A 20,633-nucleotide genomic window follows, 5' to 3' on the forward strand; every position below is an offset into this window, starting at 1 on the left:
CGTTTCAGGCGGCATCCGCCCGGCTTTCCTGCTGATGGGGCATCTGCTGGCGCAGCTTGGCGGCCAGCGCCGTGGCCTGGGCGTCGTCGAAGCCGTCCAGCGCCTCCAGCACCACCTCGCGCAGATCGGCGTGGCGGGCGGCGCGGCGCAGGGCCACCAGGCTGTCCGCATCCACGCCGACATGGTCCATGACCGAGGCCAGGGCCGCCACCGTCTCCCGCGTCGGCGCCGCCGTCACCAGTTGCGCCAAGTCGGCGCGCACGGTGGGGCGGCCCAGCCGGCCCAGGGCGCAAACGGCGCCGGTCGCCACCGACCGGTCGGGATCGGCCCGCAACCTTTCCAGCGCGTCGATGACGGGGAATTCCGCCTGGCGCACACACCGGCAGGCCGCCGCCCGGGCGGCGGCGTCCGCCGTGCCCAGCAGGCGCAACAGCACCTTGCGGTCCAGCGCCACCTCCAGCCGCACGGCGGCGGTGAGGGCCGCCACCTCCACGGGGCCGGCCAGCCCCACGCCACCCAGCAGGCCGGCGACGATGGCCGTCGCCTGCGGCCCGCCGATAGCGGTCAGCGCCTCCAGCACCGCCACCGGTTCCCGGCCGCTGAGACCATAGCCGGCCAGCCGCCGCAGGCGCAGGCCCAGCAGAGGCACGGCAGCGGTCAGGCGGCGGCGCCCAGCCTCTGCGATCAGGAGCAGGGCCTTGCTGAGCGGTGCGTCCGGCAGCCGGGCCAGCAGCGCGGCGTCATCCAGGTCGGCTGGCGCCGGTTCGGCGGGTGGGCGGGGACGTAAGGGCGTGGGCGCGTTCACCGCGACCGGGGGCGGCGCACCAAACAAATCCATCTGGTTCACGGCCCCATCCGCCGTCTTGGGCTTGCGCGCCTTCGCCATGATCTTTCCCACCCAGATCGAACAATACGGGAACATACTAGGCACGCCTGTTCCCATTCGTCAATCTCCGGCGGCTGTCCCATCGCCTTTCGGTAGCCGGCTTTTGCAGACTTATCCCCTTCCGGCGGTCGTGATAAGAGGGATGACCTGCAATGTATGGGAGCGCATCGTGGCCGGCCTGTCCTGGATCAACATGTTCGCGGGGGTCCACCGCCCCATCGTCAGGGGCGCCGCGCTTCTGACCCTGTCCCTGGGCATAGTGCTGCATCCGGGCGCCACCCGCGCCGCCAATTGCGACCAGCCGGCTTCGGAGGAGGAGCAGGTGCAGTGCCTGGGCGCCGACCTGCGCCGTACCGACGCCGAGATCAACCGCGTCTATGGCGAAGTGCGCAGCAAGCTGGACGATGCCGGCAAGCTGGCCCTGCGCAATGAGCAGCGCGCCTGGCTGAAGCGGCGGGATGAGACCTGCGGCCTGGACAACAAGGAAAGCGACCGCGAGAAGTGGCTCCAGGCAATCCTGGCCAACCGTGCCAAGACCGTCTGCGTCGTCCGCTTCACCAATGAACGCTCGGACCAACTAGCGGCGGAGCAGGCCGGCAAGGCCCCGGCACCGGAAGCCAAGGCAGCCGCCTCGTCCGGCGACCTCTACGAGATCTGGGGCAAGCCGCCCGTCAGTGCCGGCAAGTGGTACATCGAGGCCACCATCGATATGGGCGCCGTGGCCAAGCGGGCGGAAACCGCCCTGTTCTTCGGCGCGGAAAGCCAGGAAGGCAGTTACGGTCCGCTGATCCAGCTGCGCCATAACCGGTCCGGTGAGCCCAAACACGTGCTAGGGCTGGCCGTGGATTTGGATGGCGGCTGGCTGTACGCGCGCGTGGACGGCGCCTGGGGGAAAAGCGCGCCCGGTCAGACGGGCGGCCTGCAGATCCCGTCCCGCTTGCCGACCGTCCTGGGTCTGACCTCCAGCGTGTCCATGACCGACATGATCAAGGACGGGCTGATCAGCCTGAACTTCGGCGAGCGGCCCTTCGTCTACGCCGTGCCTGATGGTTACAAGCCGCTGAAATAAGGGTCACACCTTCGGCCGCTTTTCCGCGAACGTGTGCTCGGGCCCGGGGAATCGCCGGGCCCGGACATCCTCGGCATAGGCCTGGGCGGCGGCGCCCACCTGGGTGGCCAAGTCAGCGTAGCGCTTCACGAACCTGGGCGTGAAATCGGCGAACAGGCCCAGCATGTCGTCCGACACCAGCACCTGGCCGTCGCAGGCGGCACTGGCCCCGATGCCGATGGTGACCACGGGCACCAGTTCCGTCACCTGGCGGGCCAATGGCTCCACCACCCCTTCGATCACCAGCGAGAAGGCACCGGCCTCGGCCACGGCCCGGGCGTCCCCCAGGATCTTGGCCTGTTCCGCGTCATTCCGCCCCCGGGCACGGTAGCCGCCTAGAACGTTCACCGCCTGGGGCGTCAGCCCGACGTGGCCCATGACGGGTATGCCCCGGCGCACCAGGAAGTCGATGGTGGTCGCCATTTCCTCCCCGCCTTCCAGCTTCACGGCGGTGGCGCCGGTCTCGGCCAGGATGCGGGCGGCGACGCGGAAGGCCTGCTCCGGGCTCGCCTGATAGCTGCCGAAGGGCAGGTCCACCACCACCGCGGCCCGATGAGATCCACGCACCACGGCCGCGCCATGGGCCACCATCATGTCGACCGTGACGCCCAGCGTGCTGGGCAGGCCGTACAACACCATGCCCAGGCTGTCCCCCACCAGCAGCACGTCGCAGTGCGGATCCAGCAGGCCGGCCATGGGCGCGGTATAGGCCGTCAGGCACACTACGGGAGTAGCCCCTTTGCGGGCGGATATGTCAGGCACGCTCAGGCGTTTGACGGCAGTGGTGGCGCTCATCCCGATACCGACCCTTATGGGAAAGGACGTTTTGCGCCGCATCCCTACACCAAAGCGGCGCGCCGCGCCAATGAATGGCGGCGCGTCGCAGCCAGTGCATCACTCCCGCCCTCGTTCCGGCACCAGAACTTCGCTATGTTAATCTTTTGGCCCGCCGACGATGGCGGGCCCGGATCAGAGCCAGGACCAGAAAAGGCGGCGCATGCAGTCGGCGGTGGACGCGAGCAAGGACAAATGGCCCGGCCCCTCGGCGGAGCCCACGGCCGGCGTACCCGTCTCCGGGGGTTTCTGGCGCAAGCTGCTGGCCTTTTCCGGCCCCGGCTATCTGGTGGCCGTGGGCTACATGGACCCCGGCAACTGGGCGACCGACATCGCCGGCGGGTCCCGCTTCGGCTATGCGCTGCTGTCCGTGGTGCTGCTGTCCAGCCTGATGGCCATGCTGCTGCAGGCCCTGTCGGTGCGCCTGGGCATCGCCAGCGGCCGTGACCTGGCGCAGCTGTGCCGGGAGCGGTACGGCCCCCGCACCGCCGTCCTGCTGTGGATATTGTGCGAAATCGCCATCATCGCCTGCGACATCGCGGAGGTCATCGGCTCCGCCATCGCACTGAAGCTGCTGTTCGGCCTGCCCCTGATCGTGGGCGCCCTCATCACCGCCCTCGACAGCCTGCTGATCCTGGCCCTGCAAAATCGGGGCGTGCGCCGGCTGGAGGCCTTCATCCTGGGCCTGATAACCCTGATCGGCCTCTGCTTCCTGGCGGAGGTGGCGCTGAGCCGGCCGGGCGTGGGCGCCGTGCTGGCGGGCTTCGTGCCCACGGCCGACCTGCTGGGCGACCCGGCCAAGCTGTATGTGGCGGTGGGCATCCTGGGCGCCACCGTCATGCCCCACAACCTCTATCTCCATTCGGCCGTGGTGCGCACCCGCGCCTTTCCCCGGGATGAGGAGGGCCGGCGCGAGGCCATCCGCTTCGCCACGCTGGACAGCACGGTGGCCCTGTTCATCGCCTTTTTCATCAACGCTGGCATCCTGATCCTGGCGGCGGCGGCCTTCCACGGCCAGGCGCTGGTGGAGGATATCGAGGAGGCCTACCGCCTGCTGGCCCCCATGCTGGGCGCGCCGCTGGCCAGCCTGCTGTTCGCGGTGGCGCTGCTGGCCGCGGGCCAGAACTCCACCGTCACCGCCACCCTGGCCGGCCAGGTGGTGATGGAGGGCTTCGTCTCCCTGCGCCTGAAACCGGTATGGCGCCGGCTGATCACCCGCCTGCTGGCGCTGGTGCCCACCCTGCTGGTGCTGGCCGTCGCTGGCGATGCGGCGGCCACCACGCTGCTGATCTTCACCCAGGTGGTGCTGAGCCTGCAGTTGCCCTTCGCCGTCATCCCCCTGGTTCGATTCTGCGGCGACCGGGGCGTCATGGGACGCCTGGCGGCGCCGCGCTGGCTGCTGGCCCCCGCCTGGGCAGTGGCGGGCATCATCGTCATCCTGAACGGCGTGCTGATCGTCCAGACGGTCACAGGGTAAGAGCGGCGGCAGGGACTAAAGCCCGAACAGGCGGCGGAACGCCACCTCCTGCGCCGCCGGCACGCTGTGCCGGGCCGCCAGCTCGGCCAAGGCCGTCGCCATGGCCGCCATCGGGCCCGACCAGTCGTTCATGCGCGTCTGACGGAACAGCCGGGCGGTCGGGTACCAGGGACTGTCCGTCCGGTCGCGCATCCACCGCCAATCCGGCCGATTGGAAATGAGCAGCCAGACCGGCTTGCCCAAGGCGCCGGCCAAATGGGCGACCGACGTATCGACGGCAATCACCAGATCCAGGTTGGCGATGGCCGCCGCCGTCTCACCGTAGTCGCTCAGGTGTGTGGACAGGTCCGTTATCCGCCCGGCCGCCATTTGCCCCACGTCGGCTGCGCGCGGCCCCACCTGCAGGCTGTACCAGCGCACGCCGGGCACCGTCCATAGGGGGTTCAACGCCGCCAGCTGGTGGATGGACCGATGGCGGTCGCCCCGGTGGCCCGGATTGCCGGCCCAGACCAGCCCCACCCGCAGGCCGGGCGCGCGGGTGTCTGCATCCTCGGCCGCGAACCGGGCGCGCCAGCGGGCCAGGGCCGCGGCCGGCGGTGTCATATAGGGAACCGCCGCCGGCACCGTCGCCAGCGTCGTGCCCAGCAGGTAGGGCAGGCTGAGCAAAGGGGCGTGCACGTCACAGGTCGTCGGCACTTCGTCGCCCACCAGCAGCGCATCGACGCCCGGCACGCTGGACACCAAATCCGCCAAGGTGCGCGGCGTGCGCAGCACGATGCGGGCCGGGGGCCCCGAGCGTCCCGGTCCGCCCCACCAGCGCCGGTCGGCATAGCGGCTGAACTGGATCAGGTCCCCCATGCCCTGTTCGGTATGCAGCGTCAGGGTGCGGCCGGTCAGGTCCTGGCCCGGGCGCCAGGCCCGTTCGGGCATCACGTCCCACAGCCGGGTCTCGTGCCCGTCCCGCAGACGCCACTCATATTCCGCCCAGCCTTCCTCCAGCTGCCCCATCTGCAGGCAGGCCATGCCCAGGTTGACGTGGGCGGTGACGAAATTCGGCTTGAGGGCGACCGCCCGGCGCAGCGAGGCCTGCGCCTCCGCCACCCGCCCGGCGTCCAGCAACACGATGCCCAAGGTGTTGTGCATGTCCGCGTTACCGGGCGCCACCGCCAGGCCGCGGGCCGCGGCGGCGAGCGCCTCTCCGCCACGGTCCAATCCGTGGAGGGCGGCGGCCATCACACCCAGCGCCAGCTCACTGTCCGGCTGCAGCACCAGCGCCCGCCGGGCCATGTCCAGCGCCTCCTCCAGGCGGTTCTGGCCCTGCAAGGCGACCGCCAGGCAAACGCGAGCGTCGATCGACTGCGGGTCGCGGGCCAGGGCGTTGCGCCCCAGCGCCTCCACATCCTCCCAGCGCTGCCGCTCCACCAGGCAGCCCGACAGCGCGTGGATGGCATCGGACAGCCCAGGGTCCAGCGCCACGGCCCGCCGGAGGGAGTCAATGGCGGCGTCCAGTTCCTTCATGTCGCGCAGGGCCACACCCAGGCAGGTGTGGGCCAGGGCCAAGTCCGGCCGCAGGGCGAGGGCCCGGCGCGCCATGTCCGCCGCTTCCGCCAGCGCACCATCAGCCTGCAGCGCAATGCCGAGGTTGCACCAGTGCCCGGCGTCCTCGGGCGCCATCTCCACCGCGCGCCGATAGGCGCTAATGGCATCCCCCAGGCGCCCAAGGCCACGCAGAGCGTTCCCCAGGTTGCCTTGGGCGTCGGCATAACCGGGCCAGAGGGTCAGAGCCTGGGCATACGCGTCCAGCGCGGCCTGGGCGCGGCCCGCTGCAAGGTGGGCGTTGCCGAGGGCGTTCAGCTCGATCGCCTGGTCCCGCCGCCCGTCCGCTTCAGGCGGACGCGGCTCTTCTTCGGCCGGCTGCCGGGCCGGCTGCAGTTCCGCGGCCCGGCGGTGGACCGCCGTGGCCTCGTCCTGGCGACCCGCATCGGCCAGGGCGTTCCCCAGATTGACGAGCAGTTGGGCATTGTCCGGCTGGGCCGCCACGGCGGCGCAGTAGACCTCGATGGCCTCGGCCAGCTGGCCCTGGCGGTGCAAGGCCACGCCCAGATTGGCCAGCGCCGGCAAGGAGTCCGCCCGCACGGCCAGAGCCCGCCGGCAGGCGTCCACCGCCGCGTCGGCATAGCCCAGCTGCAGCAGTGCCACGCCCAGGTGGGTCCAGGCCGCAGGGTCATCCGGCGCCGCCGTCACGATCGCGTTGTAGTGGGTCGCCGCCTCGGCCCACCGGCCATCCAGCATCAATTTGTGGCCGTCGTCACTCACGCCCGCCCCGCTTCTCGTAAGCCGTCCTCGCTGGCGGCATCCTAAAACGAAAATAGGCGCCGATGTCACCACCGGCGCCCGCTTTCCTATCGAATGGACCGCGCTCCCTCCGGGCCGGTCAGTCGAACGCCTCGTCCCAGCTGCCGCCGGTGGCGGCCTTGCTGTATTCCGTGGCGCGGTTCTCGAAGAAGTTGGCGTGTTCCACGCCGTTCAGCATGACGTCCATCCACGGCAGCGGGTTCTTTTCCACGCGATAGATGGGCTGCAGTTCCAGCTGCACCAGGCGGCGGTCGGCGATCCAGCGGATGTATTGCTTCACGTCCTCGGCCGTCAGGCCCTGCACGCCGCCCATCTCGAACGCCAGGTCGATGAAGGCATCCTCATGCGCCACGATGGTGGAGCAGGCGACATAGAGTTCCTTCTGGAAGGCTTCCGTCCAGATCTCCGGGTTCTCGGCCACGAAGGTGCGGAACAGGCGGATGGCGGACTGCGTGTGCAGCGTCTCGTCGCGCACCGACCAGGTCACGATCTGCCCCATGCCCTTCATCTTGTTGAAGCGCGGGAAGTTCATGAGGATGGCGAAGGAGGCGAACAGCTGCAGGCCTTCGGTGAAAGCGCCGAACACCGCCAGGGTCTTGGCGATGTTGGCGGGGTTGTCCACCGTGAATTCCTGCATGTAGTCGTACTTGTCCTTCATCTCCTTGTAATGGAGGAAGGCGGAGTACTCGACCTCGGGCATGCCGATGGTGTCCAGCAGGTGGCTGTAAGCCGCGATGTGGATGGTCTCGATGTTGGAGAAGGCCGAGAGCATCATCTGCACCTCGGTCGGCTGGAACACCGCCGCGTACTTCTTCATGTAGCAGTTGTTCACCTCGACGTCGGCCTGGGTGAAGAACCGGAAAATCTGGGTCAGCAGGTTGCGCTCGCCGTCTGACAGCTTCTGGCGCCAGTCCTTCACGTCGTCGGCCAGCGGCACCTCCTCCGGCATCCAGTGCAGGCGCTGCTGCGTCAGCCAGGCCTCATAGGCCCACGGATAGCGGAAGGGCTTGTAGACGGGGTTCGGGGTCAAAAGCTGGCTGGGCACGGGCGAAATCCGTTCGTCTATACGTCGTTGGTGAAATAATCAGAACCAGCCTGACGACTTGGTCAGCGCCTCGAAGGGCGCCATCATCGCCGCCAGGAATTCATCGGCGGTCACTTTGCCATCGTGGTCGGCGTCCCACTTGTCGAACTTGCGCAGCGACTGGGCGCGCAACTCCTCGCGGGTCACCCGGAAATCGCTGTCGGTGTCGGCCGACATCACCGGATCCAGGCCCACCTGCAGGCGCACGCGGGAGCCCTGATAGCTCGCACCATCGGGAAGCGCCTCCACCGAATCCGGCTGCACCGCGCGGTCCTGGGCACCCAACAAGGGCGTCACCGGATGCGGCTGCGCCCGGAAGGGCTGGGTCAGGCGGTACTTCTCCAGCTCGGCCGAGGTGATGCTGCCATCGTGGTCCAGGTCGAACAGGTCGAAACTCCGGTCCGCGTCGGCGATCACCTCATCCCGGGTCAGCACGCCGTCGTGGTTGGCGTCCGTCTGGTGGAACCAGAGCATCAGCACCGCCTTGTACTGCAGCTGGCTGCCCGAGGGCGGCCCCAGGATCTGCCCCGACGGGCTGACCGGCACCAGCTGCAGGTAGGGATTCACCGGCAGGTCATGCCCCCCGCATCCCGCCAGGCCGAACCCCAGGGCGCCCGCCAAGGCCACCCTGGCCAGTGCCTTCACAACCCGCATGCGACTTCCCCGCCAGCGTCAATGGACCGATCGAGGAAGACCGGCCCCTGGAGCCATCGATCCTGGATCAACGGCTCACTGGCAAGCCAGGCATTCCTCATAGTTGCTGGTTTCCACGGCCGCCGGGGCGCTGGCTTTCGCTTCCGTCTTCTTGGCCACGACGGCGCCGATGTCGGCCTCCGCCCGCTGGATGGACATGGAGCGGAGATAGTAGAGGCTCTTCACGCCCTTCTTCCAGGCCTGAAAATGAATCTGGTGCAGGTCGCGCTTATGCACGTCGGCCGGCAGGAAGATGTTCAGGCTCTGCGACTGGCAGATGAAGGGCGTGCGGTCGGCCGCGTGTTCGATCAGCCAGCGCTGGTCCAGCTCGAACGCCGTCTTGAAGACATCACGCTCCAGATCCGACAGGAAGTCCAGGTGCTGGACAGAGCCGCCGTTCAGGGTGATGGACGACCAGGTGTCCTCGTCATTGCGGCCATAGGTCGCCAGCACCTGCTCCAGATGCTTGTTGCGCACCGAGAACGATCCCGAGAGCGTCTTGTGATTGAAGGCGTTGGCCGCCGCCGGCTCGATGCCGGGCGAGGCGCCGCCGCAGATGATGGAGATGCTGGCGGTGGGCGCGATGGCGATCTTGTTGGAGAAGCGCTCTTCCGAGCCGTAGTCGGCGGCATCCGGGCAGGCGCCACGCTCCCGGCCCAGCTTCAGCGAGGCCTCATCGGCCTGGCGCTTGATGTGGGCGAACATGCGCTTGTTCCACACCTTGGCCATCACGCCCTCGATGGGCAGGCCCTGGCTCTGCAGGAAGCTGTGGTAGCCCATGACGCCCAGGCCCACCGAACGCTCGCGCATGGCGGAATAGCGGGCGCGCTCCATATCGTCCGGTGCCTTCGCGATGAAGTCGCTCATGACGTTGTCGAGGAAGCGCAGCGTGTCCTCGATGAAGGTGGGGTGGTCCTGCCACTCCAGGAAATATTCCAGGTTCAGGGACGACAGGCAGCAGACGGCCGTGCGCTCCTTGCCCAGATGGTCCAGACCGGTGGGCAGCGTGATCTCGCTGCACAGGTTGGACATCTTCACCGACAGGCCGGCCAACTTGTGGTGTTCCGGCATGGCGCGGTTCACATGGTCGATGAACAGCAGGTAGGGCTCGCCCGTCTCGATGCGGGCGGTCAGGATGCGGATCCACAAGGACCGCGCAGAAATGCGGCGGATGACCGAGCCGTCCTTGGGGCTGGTCAGCGCCCATTCCTCGTCGGCCTCGACCGCGCGCATGAAGGCATCGGGGATGACCACGCCGTGGTGCAGGTTCAGCGCCTTGCGGTTCGGGTCGCCGCCGGTGGGGCGGCGCATCTCGATGAATTCCTCGATCTCCGGGTGGGAGACCGGCAGGTAGGTCGCGGCGGAGCCACGGCGCAAGGATCCCTGGCTGATGGCCAGGGTCAGGCTGTCCATAACGCGGATGAAGGGCACCACGCCGGAGGTCTTGCCGTTGCCGCCGACCTTCTCGCCGATGGAGCGCAGGTTGCCCCAGTAGCTGCCGATGCCGCCGCCGCGCGAGGCCAGCCACACGTTCTCGTTCCAGAGGTCGACAATACCCTTCAGGCTGTCGTTGCACTCGTTGAGGAAGCAGCTGATGGGCAGACCGCGCGAGGTGCCACCGTTGGACAGCACGGGCGTGGCCGGCATGAACCACAGCTTGGAGATATAGTCATACAGGCGCTGGGCATGGGCCGCGTCGTCGGCGTAATAGCTGGCCACGCGCGCGAACAGATCCTGGAAACTTTCACCGGGCAGTAGGTAGCGGTCGGTCAAGGTGGCCTTGCCGAACGCCGTCAGCAGATCGTCACGGGAATGATCCACAACGACCGCCGGACGGTTAGCAACTTGAATCCTGCCGAAAACGTCTCCGTCCCGCATGACTTATCCCCAGGCTGTGTATGAATTGCGCTGTGGATAACCGAGGACCGGATACCACATCTAGCGGCAACGAGCGCTGATCCTACCAAATCGTGACAGTACGCCAACGGGTTTTTTGTATCTCCGAAGGGCATTTTTCCATTGCGTCGGAAAAGCCCAGGGATACTGCGGCCAGCATGGGGTATCCTGCCCGCCAGCCATGGTTAATGAGGGTGCGGACCTGCCCGAAAGGGGGCCGCCCGATGCCCTGGAGGGTCGCCTGATGTTCATCGCGTGCTCCAACCTCATCGTTCCCAACCCCCCTATATCTTGTGCCGGCATCGCGGTGGGGGACATAGATGGTGATGGGCGCTTCGATTTCGTCGTCACCTGCGCCGATGCGCCCAACCGCGTGTTGAGCTGGGATGGCGGCGCCTTGGTCGAGCATCCGGCGGGCCCCCTGGCCGACGCCAGCGCCTGCGCCCGGGCGGCCCTGTTCGCCGACATGGATGGCGACGGCAGGGAAGAGCTCTACATATTGAACGAACCCGTCGCGGCCGGCGCGCTGCCCACGCCGGACCGGCTGTTCGCCTGCTTCGGCAACCGCTGGGTCGACTTGGCCGCCCTGCCGGAGAACTTCGCCGCCGCCAACCGTGCGGCCGGCACGTCGCTGGCCTGCCTGGACCGCCACGGCACCGGCCGCTACAGCATCGTGGTCGGGGGAGAGGGCGTGCCCCTGCAGCTGTTCGAGCTGGACCGCCGCGGCCGCCTGCACGAGGTGGCGGAGGAGGCGGGGCTGGACATCGAGGCCGACGCCCGGCTGCTGCTGGGATCCTGCCTCACCGGTTCACTGCCCGATCTGTTCGTCGGCTGCGCCAACGGCCCCAACCTGTTATTCCGCAACCTGGGCGGCGGCCTGTATGAGGAGATCGCGGAAGAGGTGGGGCTGGATGACCCCTTCGCCAACGCCAGCGCCGCCACCATCCTGGACGCCGACGGCGACGGGCTGGTCGACCTGCTGCTGGGCAACATCCAGGGGCCGCAGCGCCTGTTCCAGCACCGTGCCGGCGGCGGCTTCGTCGATGTGGCGCCGGCGGAGATGGCGCAGCCAGGTCCGGTGCGCGCCGTCATCGCCGCCGATTTCGACAACGACGGCTATGAGGAGCTGTTCTTCCACATGCATGGGCAGCCCAACCGCCTGTTCGCCTGGCGGGAGGATCGCTGGGTGTCCATCGACGTGGGCGACGCCGCCGAACCGGAGGGCCTGGGCACCGCGGCCGTGGTGGCCGATATCGACGGTGACGGCCAGCTGGAACTGCTGCTGGGCCATGGCGACGGTGAGGCCCAGCCCCTGTCCCTGTTCCTGGCCTCCCCCACCGGCAACAACTGGCTGCGCGTCCTGCCCCTGACGGCCGGCGGCGCGCCGGCGCGGGGCGCCACCGTCTGCCTGACCGCCGGCGGCCGGCGGCAGCTGCGCAGCATCACCAGCGGGTCCGGGGGACCCTATCAGCGCGAGCCCGTGGCCCATTTCGGCCTGGGTGAGCTGACGCAGGTCGATCTGCTGGAAATCACGTGGCCCGATGGCGCGACCCTGCGGGTGGAACAGCCCGACCTCTGTCGCCTGATGGTGGTCCACCATCCCAGCCTGGGGCAGCAGGCGACGTGCTGACTCCTGCGGGTGAAACCACCGTCAAGACGGCGCCGCGACCGGCGCCTGGCGACGGATTCTACCCAGGGTCAGGCCATAGAAGCGGGCCAGCATGACGGCATAGGCCCCCCAGCCCACGCCATAGAGGCCGACGCTGACGACATAGCTGGCGGCGATCTCCACCGGATCGGTCAGGCGGCTGAACAGGGGGGTGACGAAGGCGGGCAGCACCGTCAGCAGACTGAGCGCCGTCAGCCGCACGGACAGGCCGCGGGTGGCGATCCAACCCAGGCGGAAGGAGGCGGCGCCCCCTACCGCCAGCGGCACCACCCCCACCATGAGGCGGCCGAAGATGCCCATCATGATCAGCACCAGCGGCAAGGCCACCAGCACGAACAGGCCGCCCGCCACCGATTCCGGCATCTCCATACCCAGCGCCACCAGGGCGCCATCCAGCAGGCGCAGGGAGGGCAGCAGGAAGACCAGCACCGGCAGGGCGCTGACCATGGCTGCCAGCATCCACCCCAGATAAGCCAGTTCCCGCCGGCCCAGGCTGGGGCTGAGGAAGCCGACACCGTCATCGGCCTGCAACACCCAGCGCGCCCACCAGACCTGCATGCGGATGAAGAACCAGGCGTTGAAGGCCATGGGAATGAGATGGAAGGGCAGCACCTCCGCCTCCCACGCGTCCTCCAGCGCCGGATCCACCGGGCGGGGGTGGGTCAGCGCCAGGATGACATAGAGGACCATCATCACCAGGGCCGGCATGCCGGCGAAGCGCACGGTGCGGCCGGGATCGGACAGCACCTCGCGGAACGCGGCCGCCGCCTCATGCCACACCATCGGCTTGCGCCGCACGTCCTCCATAACCACCCAACCCTCGACTACCGTCCCGCCGCCCCGGAGAATGCCGGATCGCGCCGGCCGTGGCGAAGCGTTATGTTGCCGCGCCCCGCCGGTGGCGGCGCCTTTTCCTCAAGGTCTATCCCAATGCCCTCTTCCCCAATGCCCTCGTTGCTGACCGTCCACGCCGAGACCTTCCCCATCCGTGGCACCTTCCGCATCTCGCGCGGCGCCAAGACCGAGGCCCATGTGGTGGTGGCGGAAGTGACGGACGGGGCGGCCACCGGCCGGGGTGAATGCGTGCCCTATGCCCGCTACGGCGAAACGGTGGCCGGCGTGGTGACGGACCTGGAAGCGCTGACGCCCGCCGTGGCCGCCGGCCTGACCCGGACGGAGCTGCAGCGCCTGCTGCCCCCGGGGGCCGCCCGCAACGCCCTGGACTGCGCCCTCTGGGACCTGGAAGCCAAGCGCACAGGCGTCCCCGCCTGGCGCCTGGCCGGCCTGGCGGCAGCCCCCGGGCCGCTCGCCACCGCCTTCACCCTGTCGGTGGACACGCCGGAAGCCATGGCCGCCGCCGCCCGCGCTGCCGCCCATTACCCCTTGCTGAAGCTGAAGCTGACCGGCGAGGGCGACCTGGACCGGGTGGCCGCTGTTCGGGAGAACGCGCCCCATGCCCGCCTGATCGTGGACGCCAACGAGGGCTGGAGCTTGGAACAGCTGGACCACTACGCCCCGGCGCTGGCGGCCCTGGGGGTGGAGCTGCTGGAACAGCCCCTGCCAGCCGGCCGCGATGCCGACCTTGCAGGGTACCAATGCCCCATCCCCCTGGGCGCCGATGAATCGGTGCACGGGCTGGATAGCCTGGAGGCCCTGGTCGGCCGCTACCAAGTGGCCAACATCAAGCTGGACAAGACCGGCGGCCTGACCGAGGCGCTGGCCCTGAAGGCGGCCTGCGAAGCGGCCGGTCTACGCGTCATGGTGGGCTGCATGGTGGCGACCTCGCTGTCCATGGCCCCCGCCCACCTGCTGGCCCAGGGGGCGGCCTTCGTCGACCTGGACGGGCCCCTGCTTCTGGCCCGCGACCGAATGCCCGGCCTTCGCTACGAGGGTGCCACCGCCGACCCGCCGTCCCCTGCCTTATGGGGATAGGGAAAACGAGGCGCACCAATGGCTTATGCGAGGACACCCTCCCCTTTGGCGCCGCCCCCGCCCCTCTGCCGAACGGCCTCCCCCTGGGGGCCTACGCCCAAGGGCGCACTTCGCTTTTGGCCTAAAAGAGGATTAACTCGGGGCCTGCCAAGTAAAACGTCTGGTTGGGGCTATGTTAAATCGAATTCTGGGCCGGGAACAGGGAGAGCAGCGGGAAGAATTGGCTCGTCTGCGCGCGGAAAACGCCGCCCTGAAGGCGGAAAACGCCTTGCTGAACCGCCTGTCTGCCCCCGCCCCCCTGTTGGCGTTCGTGCAGGACAACGATCTTCGCTACGTCTGGGCCAAGGGGCCCGTGGCGGCCTTCGGCCCCGGCGTGCTGGGCCTGACCGACCTGGACATTCGCAACGGCCGCGGCAAGAGCGCGGAGGGTTTCACCACCCTGCACGCCATCAAGGGCCGAATCCTGGAAACCGGCCGGGGTGAGCGGCACATGTTCCGCCTGGAAATCCCGGGGGAAACGGAAAGCCGGCTGTACGACCTGGTGCTGGAACCCCACCGCGAGCCAGACGGCAGCATCACCGGCATCATCGGCCTGGGCCTGGACATCACGGTGGAAACGGCGCGGCGTGGCGCCGTGGCCTTGGCCGAGGCGCAGGCGGTGAAGGCGGAAGCGGAACGGGCAAACCGCGCCAAGTCGCGCTTCCTGGCCGCCGCCAGCCACGATCTGCGCCAGCCCTTCCAGGCCATGCGCCTGTTCCTGCATCTGCTGGAAACCCGCCTGACCGACGATCCCCAGCGCGACCTGGCGACCAAGCTGACGGAGTCGCTGGACGCCACCGAGGATCTGCTGAACGCCCTGGTGCAGATCTCCGCGCTGGAGGCCGCGACCGTCACGCCCACACCCACGCGCTTCGCCCTGTCAACGGTGATGGAACGGCTGGCGGGTGAGTTCCGGCCGCTGGCCGCCGCCAACGGCGTCAACCTGCGCTACATCCCCACCACCGCCCAGGTCAACAGCGACCCCGTCCTGCTGGACCGCATGGTGCGCAACCTGATCGTCAACGCCGTGCGCCACACTCGCAAGGGCGGGATCCTCATCGGCTGCCGGCGCCGGGGTCCGACGGTGCAGCTGCAGGTGTGGGACACCGGCTGTGGCATCCCGGCCGACCAGCTGCCCTTCATCTTTGACGAGTTCTACCGCGGCGAGACCGCCGCCGGCACCCCGACCGCCCAGGCCGGGCAAGCCAAGCGCGACGCGCAGCACGGCCTGGGCCTGGGGCTGGCCATCGTCAAGAAGACCGCCACCCTGCTGGGCCTGACGGTCACCGTCGTCTCCACCCCCAACCGGGGATCCGGTTTCACCATCACCCTGCCGCTGGCCGAGACGGTGCGGGTGCCGGCACCCCGCCCGGTCCTGGTGACCGACGTGCGTCCGGCGGCGGCCGCCCCCGCGACCGAACCGGTCAAGGAGCCCCCACCCGGCCCCACCCCTGGCCCGGCCCAGGAGCCGGAAGTGAAGGAGCCCGGCACCACGGAACCACCGGTGAAGGAGCCGTCGAAGGACCAGCCGCCCGGCGGCGTGCTGGTGGCCCTGCTGGAGGATGACCCGCTGCAGCTGGCGGCGCTGGAGGCCATGGTGGAGGATTGGGGCTGCGTCCCCCTGGCGGCGTCCACGCCCGAGGCGCTGTTCGAGGGGTTGGACAAGACGGACGCGACTCCCCGCCTGGTCATTTCCGACAACCGCCTGCCGGGCAACCGGCGCGGCATGGACGTCATCGCCGAGATCCGCAAGCGCTATGGCGGGGATGTCGGCGGCATGCTGGTGACCGGCGACACCAATCCCCAGCTGATGGAGCAAGCCACCGCCGCCGGCGTCGTGGTCGTGCACAAGCCCATCGCCCCGCCCCGCCTGCAGCGCCTGGTGGTGGATGCGCTTCAGAACGGCACGGGGCAGGACGGCACGGGCGCCAGCCAAGGCCGCGCACCCGCCCCGCCATCCCCCGGGATCAGTCCCGGAAATTCTCGAATTGCAGCGGCTGCTCGATCTTAAGCCCCTTCACCAGGCGGATGGCGTCCTGAAGGTCATCGATCTTCTTGCCGGTGACCCGCAGCTCATCGCCCTGAATGGCCGCCTGGACCTTCATCTTGCTGTCCTTGATGGCCTTGACGATGGTCTTGGCCAATTCCTTGTCGATGCCCTGCTTCACCTTGACCTCTTGGCGGCGGGCGTCGCCGGCGGCGCGCTGGTCGTCACCCCAGTCCAGGCAGCCCACGTCCAGCTTGCGCCGGGTCAGGTGCACCTTCAGCATCTCCTGCATCTGGGACAGCTTGGGCGCGTCATCGGCCACGATGGTGATGACGTCGTCCTTGTGCTCGATGGTGCACTTGGCGCCCTTAAAGTCGAAGCGCTGGCCCAGTTCCCGCACCACGCCCGCCACGGCGTTGTCCACCTCGGCTTTGTCGGTCTTGGAAACGATGTCGAAGGACGGCATGGCAGTCAGGCTCCCGCGTGAACGATGATGAAACGGCGCCGCACTGGCGGCGCGCCTTCCCCGGTTCTAGCACGCCCCTTTGACGGGGCACACCCCCGGGGCGGCGGCGGGGGCCATGCGGCGGCCTGGGGCTGGACAGGGCCGTCATCCGGCCGCAACACCTGCCCATGTTTCTCGAGTCTCCCCCCAAGATTTTGTTGCGATACGGCAAGGCGCGGGTCAAACATACCGCATGCGGAAAGGTCCGGGCTTTCCGGGCGCGGCGGCATGCATCGCATGGTTGCGTCGCGGATCGGCACCGCACGCCAAACCACGATTCTCACGCAGTTCATTCGGGCGGATTTAGTTTCATGGATCGCAGGGCCATCCTCCGGCTTGCCGTCGGAATACCGTTCCTGGGCGTCGGCGGCGTTGTCCGCCCGGGACAGGCCGAGCATCTGATCAACATGGCCGCGCGTCCCACCGCGCTGCGGGCCCCCCGGCTGGTGATGATCGATCCCGGCCACGGCGGCAAGGACCCCGGCGCCATCGGCCACGAAGGCACCTACGAGAAGGACGTGACGCTGGACCTGGCCAAGGAACTGGCCCTGCAGCTGCGCAAGACCCAGGGCCTGAACGCCGGCCTGACGCGGGAAGACGATCATTTCCTGGAGCTGGGGGAGCGGGTGGACGTGGCGCGCGAGGCCAAGGCCGACCTGTTCCTCTCCATCCACGCTGACAGCGCCCCCAACGCCAACGCCCGCGGCCTGTCGGCCTACACCCTGTCGGAAAAAGCGTCGGACGCTTTTTCCCAGGCGCTGGCCGACAAGGAAAACTACGCCGACCGCCTGGGCCTGGATCTGAAGCACACGAAGCCGGTGGTGGCCGACATCCTGATGGACCTGGCCACCCGCCGCACCAAGGCGGCGTCGCTGGCGGCGCGCCAGGGCATCGTGCACGGGGCGGGGCGCGACCTGCGTCTGCTGGAAAACCCCATGCGCTCCGCCAACTTTGTGGTGCTGAAGGCACCGGACATCCCGTCCGTGCTGGTGGAGACCGGATTCCTGTCCAACCGCCAGGACGAGACGCTGCTGCGCGACCCCGCCCAGCGCAAACGCATCGCCGGCATCCTCGCGCGGGAATTGGCGACGCTGCTTGCCTCCCCTACTTTCGCCTGATTTCCGCCATAGCCTGCCGCCGCGATTTTCTGAAAAACAGGGACCAGGGCACGTTCATGACCTCCGCGACCATCATCGGCCGGCGCCGCCCCGTCACCGGCCCCCTCCTTCTGCTGCTAGCGGGCATGGGCGCGCTTCTGGCCGGATGCCAGTCGCCGGGCCGCGAATCACCGGAGCTGGCGCGCCAGCGGGCGGAAGCCGCCGCCGAGGCGCCGGCCGTGCCCGATGGCCAGATCGATGAGCAGATTCACCGGCTTTGGAAGGAAAAAAGCCCGGAGATGAACAGCCGCCTGAACATCACGGTCGATCGGGGCGAGGTACTGCTGACCGGCAACGCCCGCGACCCTGATATGCGGGTGGATGCGGTGCGCCTGGCCTGGCAAGCCGACGGCGTGCGCAAAGTTCTGAATGAAATCAAGATCGCGGACGAAAGCAGCCTGTCCGACAGCGCGACCGACGCCTGGATCAGCACCAAGCTGTGGGCGGCCCTGCTGCTGGACGGGCAGGTCAGGTCCAGCAACTACAGCATCGAAACCGTCAATCAGGTGGTCTACATCATGGGCGTCGCCCGTAGTGGGGTGGAGCTTGAGGCCGTGCTGCAGCACGCCCGCGAACTGCCCCGCGTCCGCCAGGTTGTGAACTATGTCCGTCGTTGAGCGTGTTGCCGTGGGTGCTGTTCGTCCCCTGGGTCGTTTCCTGGCTCTTCCCGTCCTGGCCGTGGCATTGGCCTTGACGCCGGGGGCGCCGGCCGGCGCCCAGCCCATTCCCGGGCTGGCCGGCAACCAGACGCTGCCCGACGCCCAGGCCATGGCCAACCGCCAGTTCGTCCAGGCGATGGAAGCGATCAAGAAGGCCGACCAGAGCTATGATTTGCAGGAGCAGACCAAGCTGCTGCTGCAGGCGGACAAGCTGCTGTCCAACATCCTGGTGCAAAGCCCGGAAAGCCCCCTGGCGGTGCAGCTGTCCACCAATCAGTTCGTGGGCGACTTCGACTACAACGACTTCAAGTCGCGCATCCGCAGCCTGGCCTGCAACGACGCCCAGTCCACGGGCTGCTTCCTCTATCGTATCGAGGGGCTGATCCAGCCGGTGGACTATCCCATCACCGCCCCGCGCTGGGATTGGCTGTCGCTGGCGGTCGCCCATTACCACCTGGGCGACAAGGAACGCACCAAGCAGATCATCGCCCCCTTCATCGCCGCCTTCCGCCGCGCCCCGCCGGTGACGGACACCGGCCGGGACCTGTTCCTGGGCCGCGCCCTGTCGCTGACGGGCGAGGTGGACATGGCCCTGGACATCACCCGGCGCATCAACGACTGCTCCACCCGCATCTACAACCTGACCGACATCAGCCAGGCGCTGATCTGGAAGGGGGACAAGGGCCAGGCGGGCAAGCTGGTGGAGGAGGCGGCGGAATACGCCCAGGCCAACAACTGCGCCTGGGAACTGGGCCTGGTGGCCGAGGGCTTCTACAAGGCCGGCAACGAGGCCCGTGCCCACACCATGTTCCTGAACACGGTGGAGGAGCAGTTCAGCCGCTTCAAGGATCGCAAGGGCAATTGCTGCGCGCCAGAGCTGGCGGTGGCCGCCGGCGACCTGGGCGACCCCAACCTGGCGCTTGGCCTGTTGCGCACGGTGCAGCAGGAAAGCCCCTGGACCATCCCCGCCGTGCTGGGTCGCCTGGGTGCCCGGGGCGAGATGCAGCTGGCCACCACCTATGCCGAACAGGTGCAGGACACCGACATCAAGGCCGAAACCTTCGTCCAGCTGATGGCCGACGCGCTGAAGACCGGCGACCGCAAGCAGGCGGAGGCCCTGTCCGGCCGCATCGACAAGCTGCTGTCCGCCGGCACCGACCCCAAGCCCCTGATCCTGGCCCAGCGCGCCCGCGCCGATAAACTGCTGTTCAAGGACCAGCGCTGGCGCAACACCTACCTGGCCGGCCTGTCGGCGGCGGAACGCAGCAACAGCGGCGACACCCAGCGCAAGGACATCGCCGTGCCCATGCTGGCAGCACTGGTGGAGATCGAGACCGGCACGCCCATGCTGCAGTAACGGAAAAGCCCCCGGAGCACAGCCCCGGGGGCTTTTCCTTAAGTCCGCGTCACCCGGCCGTCCGCCGCGCCTCATAGGCCCGTAGGTGGGTGGTGGCGAGGGTCAGCAGGGGCAGGTCCAGCCCCAGGTCGCGGCCCCGGCGCAGCATGTCGCCGACGATGTGCTCACCCTCCGTCGGACCGCCCTTCTCGATGTCGCGCATCATCGAGGCGGAGAGGGTCGAGTCCGGCATGGTCAGGTGATGACGGGATTCGGCGTCGCGTTCGGCGCTGGGTGGGTGGCCGGCCGCCGTGGCAACGCGGGTGCATTCGTCCAGCAAGCCGGTGATGAAGGCCAGGCCGTCCGGCGCCTTCAGGATGGCGCCGATGGGGGCCCGCATCAGCGTGGTGCTGCCCGCCAGCGTCGCCAGGAAATAGAACTTCTCCCACATGTCGTGGACGATGTCCGGGCTGTTGACCACGGTGATGGGGCACTTGGCATAGGCCTGGGCCAGCGCGTCGGCCAGGGGCGCCTGGACCGATTCGCGGGCGCCGAAGGTCAGGCGATTGAAGGCGTGCAGGTGGCGGATGGTGCCGTCCGGGTCCATGGTGATGGTCAGGTGGCACAGGCCCCCCATCACCCGCTCCGCCCCGAAGGCGGCGTCCAGCCGGTCCAGGTGGTTCAAGCCGTTCAGCACCGGCAGGATGCGCGTCTCAGGCCCCACCGCCGGACGGATGGTTTCGATGGCGGCGTCCAGGTCGTAGGCCTTGCACGACAGCAGCACCAGGTCGAAGGGCTTGCTGACGCGGGTCACCGCCTGCACCGGGCTGATGATGTTGCCCTGGGGGCTGACCACCACCAGGCCGTTTTCCATCAGCTGGGCATGCCGCTTGGGCCGCACCAGGAAGGTGACGTTCTCCCCCGCCTGCATCAGGTGGCCGCCGTAGAAGCCGCCGGTGGCGCCCGCGCCCAGGACCAGGACACGCATGGTCATCGCTATCATCCCTTCTCGTTCC

The 20,633-nt window shown here is 68.6% G+C and carries 17 protein-coding genes; 8 read left to right on the plus strand and 9 right to left on the minus strand.

Going from position 1 to position 20,633, the window contains the following annotated elements; all coding sequences use genetic code 11:
- Nucleotides 1-4: 4 nt before the first annotated feature.
- Complete coding sequence (locus FBZ87_RS27790) at nucleotides 5-886, minus strand: hypothetical protein (protein ID WP_145613824.1); 882 nt, start codon at nucleotides 884-886, stop codon at nucleotides 5-7.
- A 142-nt stretch (nucleotides 887-1,028) separates the two neighbouring features.
- Here FBZ87_RS27790 and FBZ87_RS27795 point away from each other — a divergent pair, with 142 nt between their 5' ends.
- Nucleotides 1,029-1,955, plus strand: a complete 927-nt coding sequence (locus FBZ87_RS27795) for a lysozyme inhibitor LprI family protein (RefSeq protein WP_186455033.1) — start codon at nucleotides 1,029-1,031, stop codon at nucleotides 1,953-1,955.
- Nucleotides 1,956-1,958: 3 nt separating this feature from the next.
- Here the strand turns inward: FBZ87_RS27795 and panB are convergent, their stop codons facing one another.
- Complete coding sequence (panB, locus tag FBZ87_RS27800) at nucleotides 1,959-2,789, minus strand: 3-methyl-2-oxobutanoate hydroxymethyltransferase (RefSeq protein ID WP_145613826.1); 831 nt, start codon at nucleotides 2,787-2,789, stop codon at nucleotides 1,959-1,961.
- A 202-nt stretch (nucleotides 2,790-2,991) separates the two neighbouring features.
- Here panB and FBZ87_RS27805 point away from each other — a divergent pair, with 202 nt between their 5' ends.
- Complete coding sequence (locus FBZ87_RS27805; protein WP_246134639.1) at nucleotides 2,992-4,305, plus strand: Nramp family divalent metal transporter; 1,314 nt, start codon at nucleotides 2,992-2,994, stop codon at nucleotides 4,303-4,305.
- A gap of 15 nt (nucleotides 4,306-4,320) precedes the next feature.
- Here the strand turns inward: FBZ87_RS27805 and FBZ87_RS27810 are convergent, their stop codons facing one another.
- The 4 genes from FBZ87_RS27810 to FBZ87_RS27825 form a co-directional block, all read right to left on the minus strand.
- Entirely contained in the window at nucleotides 4,321-6,621 is a 2,301-nt protein-coding gene (locus FBZ87_RS27810) for a tetratricopeptide repeat protein (RefSeq protein WP_145613828.1), read from the minus strand.
- A 118-nt stretch (nucleotides 6,622-6,739) separates the two neighbouring features.
- Complete coding sequence (locus tag FBZ87_RS27815; protein WP_145613829.1) at nucleotides 6,740-7,705, minus strand: ribonucleotide-diphosphate reductase subunit beta; 966 nt, start codon at nucleotides 7,703-7,705, stop codon at nucleotides 6,740-6,742.
- Nucleotides 7,706-7,744: 39 nt separating this feature from the next.
- Nucleotides 7,745-8,398, minus strand: coding sequence for an EF-hand domain-containing protein (locus FBZ87_RS27820; protein WP_088870962.1), 654 nt, complete (start codon nucleotides 8,396-8,398; stop codon nucleotides 7,745-7,747).
- 75 nt (nucleotides 8,399-8,473) lie between these two features.
- Entirely contained in the window at nucleotides 8,474-10,315 is a 1,842-nt protein-coding gene (locus tag FBZ87_RS27825; protein WP_145613830.1) for a ribonucleoside-diphosphate reductase subunit alpha, read from the minus strand.
- Between the two features lie 262 nt (nucleotides 10,316-10,577).
- Here FBZ87_RS27825 and FBZ87_RS27830 point away from each other — a divergent pair, with 262 nt between their 5' ends.
- Complete coding sequence (locus tag FBZ87_RS27830; protein ID WP_145613831.1) at nucleotides 10,578-11,963, plus strand: CRTAC1 family protein; 1,386 nt, start codon at nucleotides 10,578-10,580, stop codon at nucleotides 11,961-11,963.
- A gap of 21 nt (nucleotides 11,964-11,984) precedes the next feature.
- Here FBZ87_RS27830 and FBZ87_RS27835 read toward each other — a convergent pair whose 3' ends face one another.
- A complete protein-coding gene (locus tag FBZ87_RS27835; RefSeq protein WP_145613832.1) occupies nucleotides 11,985-12,800 on the minus strand; it encodes a hypothetical protein in 816 nt (271 codons plus the stop codon).
- A gap of 132 nt (nucleotides 12,801-12,932) precedes the next feature.
- Here FBZ87_RS27835 and dgcA point away from each other — a divergent pair, with 132 nt between their 5' ends.
- Together dgcA and FBZ87_RS27845 are read left to right on the plus strand one after the other, a co-directional pair.
- Nucleotides 12,933-13,934, plus strand: a complete 1,002-nt coding sequence (dgcA, locus tag FBZ87_RS27840; RefSeq protein WP_246134640.1) for an N-acetyl-D-Glu racemase DgcA — start codon at nucleotides 12,933-12,935, stop codon at nucleotides 13,932-13,934.
- A gap of 220 nt (nucleotides 13,935-14,154) precedes the next feature.
- The gene (locus tag FBZ87_RS27845) at nucleotides 14,155-15,984 is read left to right on the plus strand and encodes an ATP-binding response regulator (RefSeq protein ID WP_145613833.1); all 1,830 of its coding nucleotides are present in this window, start codon (nucleotides 14,155-14,157) and stop codon (nucleotides 15,982-15,984) included.
- Here the strand turns inward: FBZ87_RS27845 and FBZ87_RS27850 are convergent.
- Nucleotides 15,941-16,426: a YajQ family cyclic di-GMP-binding protein gene (locus tag FBZ87_RS27850; RefSeq protein ID WP_145613834.1), complete on the minus strand. Its 486-nt coding sequence runs from the start codon at nucleotides 16,424-16,426 to the stop codon at nucleotides 15,941-15,943. The two genes, FBZ87_RS27845 and FBZ87_RS27850, sit on opposite strands and share 44 nt — an antisense overlap.
- 350 nt (nucleotides 16,427-16,776) lie before the next feature.
- Here FBZ87_RS27850 and FBZ87_RS27855 point away from each other — a divergent pair, with 350 nt between their 5' ends.
- The 3 genes from FBZ87_RS27855 to FBZ87_RS27865 are packed head-to-tail and all read left to right on the plus strand — an operon-like array spanning nucleotide 16,777 to nucleotide 19,638.
- A complete protein-coding gene (locus tag FBZ87_RS27855) occupies nucleotides 16,777-17,583 on the plus strand; it encodes an N-acetylmuramoyl-L-alanine amidase family protein (RefSeq protein WP_145613835.1) in 807 nt (268 codons plus the stop codon).
- Between the two features lie 56 nt (nucleotides 17,584-17,639).
- Complete coding sequence (locus FBZ87_RS27860) at nucleotides 17,640-18,239, plus strand: BON domain-containing protein (RefSeq protein WP_145613836.1); 600 nt, start codon at nucleotides 17,640-17,642, stop codon at nucleotides 18,237-18,239.
- Entirely contained in the window at nucleotides 18,226-19,638 is a 1,413-nt protein-coding gene (locus FBZ87_RS27865) for a hypothetical protein (RefSeq protein ID WP_246134641.1), read from the plus strand. Before FBZ87_RS27860 ends, FBZ87_RS27865 begins: the two co-directional genes overlap by 14 nt.
- Nucleotides 19,639-19,687: 49 nt before the next feature.
- On the opposite strand, the gene panE is transcribed toward FBZ87_RS27865, so the two are convergent.
- On the minus strand, nucleotides 19,688-20,611 hold the full coding sequence (gene panE, locus FBZ87_RS27870) for a 2-dehydropantoate 2-reductase (protein ID WP_246134642.1): 924 nt from the start codon (nucleotides 20,609-20,611) through the stop codon (nucleotides 19,688-19,690).
- Nucleotides 20,612-20,633 lie beyond the last annotated feature (22 nt).

Origin of the sequence: Nitrospirillum amazonense, assembly GCF_007828035.1 — a bacterium.
Classification (GTDB): domain Bacteria; phylum Pseudomonadota; class Alphaproteobacteria; order Azospirillales; family Azospirillaceae; genus Nitrospirillum; species Nitrospirillum amazonense.

Coding starts and splice junctions, on each gene's coding strand:
- FBZ87_RS27790 (WP_145613824.1), bottom strand. CDS start 886: ATGGCGAAGGCGCGCAAGCCCAAGACGGCGGATGGGGCCGTGAACCAG.
- FBZ87_RS27795 (WP_186455033.1), top strand. CDS start 1,029: ATGACCTGCAATGTATGGGAGCGCATCGTGGCCGGCCTGTCCTGGATC.
- panB (WP_145613826.1), bottom strand. CDS start 2,789: ATGAGCGCCACCACTGCCGTCAAACGCCTGAGCGTGCCTGACATATCC.
- FBZ87_RS27805 (WP_246134639.1), top strand. CDS start 2,992: ATGCAGTCGGCGGTGGACGCGAGCAAGGACAAATGGCCCGGCCCCTCG.
- FBZ87_RS27820 (WP_088870962.1), bottom strand. CDS start 8,398: ATGCGGGTTGTGAAGGCACTGGCCAGGGTGGCCTTGGCGGGCGCCCTG.
- FBZ87_RS27825 (WP_145613830.1), bottom strand. CDS start 10,315: ATGCGGGACGGAGACGTTTTCGGCAGGATTCAAGTTGCTAACCGTCCG.
- FBZ87_RS27830 (WP_145613831.1), top strand. CDS start 10,578: ATGTTCATCGCGTGCTCCAACCTCATCGTTCCCAACCCCCCTATATCT.
- dgcA (WP_246134640.1), top strand. CDS start 12,933: ATGCCCTCTTCCCCAATGCCCTCGTTGCTGACCGTCCACGCCGAGACC.
- FBZ87_RS27850 (WP_145613834.1), bottom strand. CDS start 16,426: ATGCCGTCCTTCGACATCGTTTCCAAGACCGACAAAGCCGAGGTGGAC.
- FBZ87_RS27855 (WP_145613835.1), top strand. CDS start 16,777: ATGGATCGCAGGGCCATCCTCCGGCTTGCCGTCGGAATACCGTTCCTG.
- FBZ87_RS27860 (WP_145613836.1), top strand. CDS start 17,640: ATGACCTCCGCGACCATCATCGGCCGGCGCCGCCCCGTCACCGGCCCC.
- FBZ87_RS27865 (WP_246134641.1), top strand. CDS start 18,226: ATGTCCGTCGTTGAGCGTGTTGCCGTGGGTGCTGTTCGTCCCCTGGGT.
- panE (WP_246134642.1), bottom strand. CDS start 20,611: ATGACCATGCGTGTCCTGGTCCTGGGCGCGGGCGCCACCGGCGGCTTC.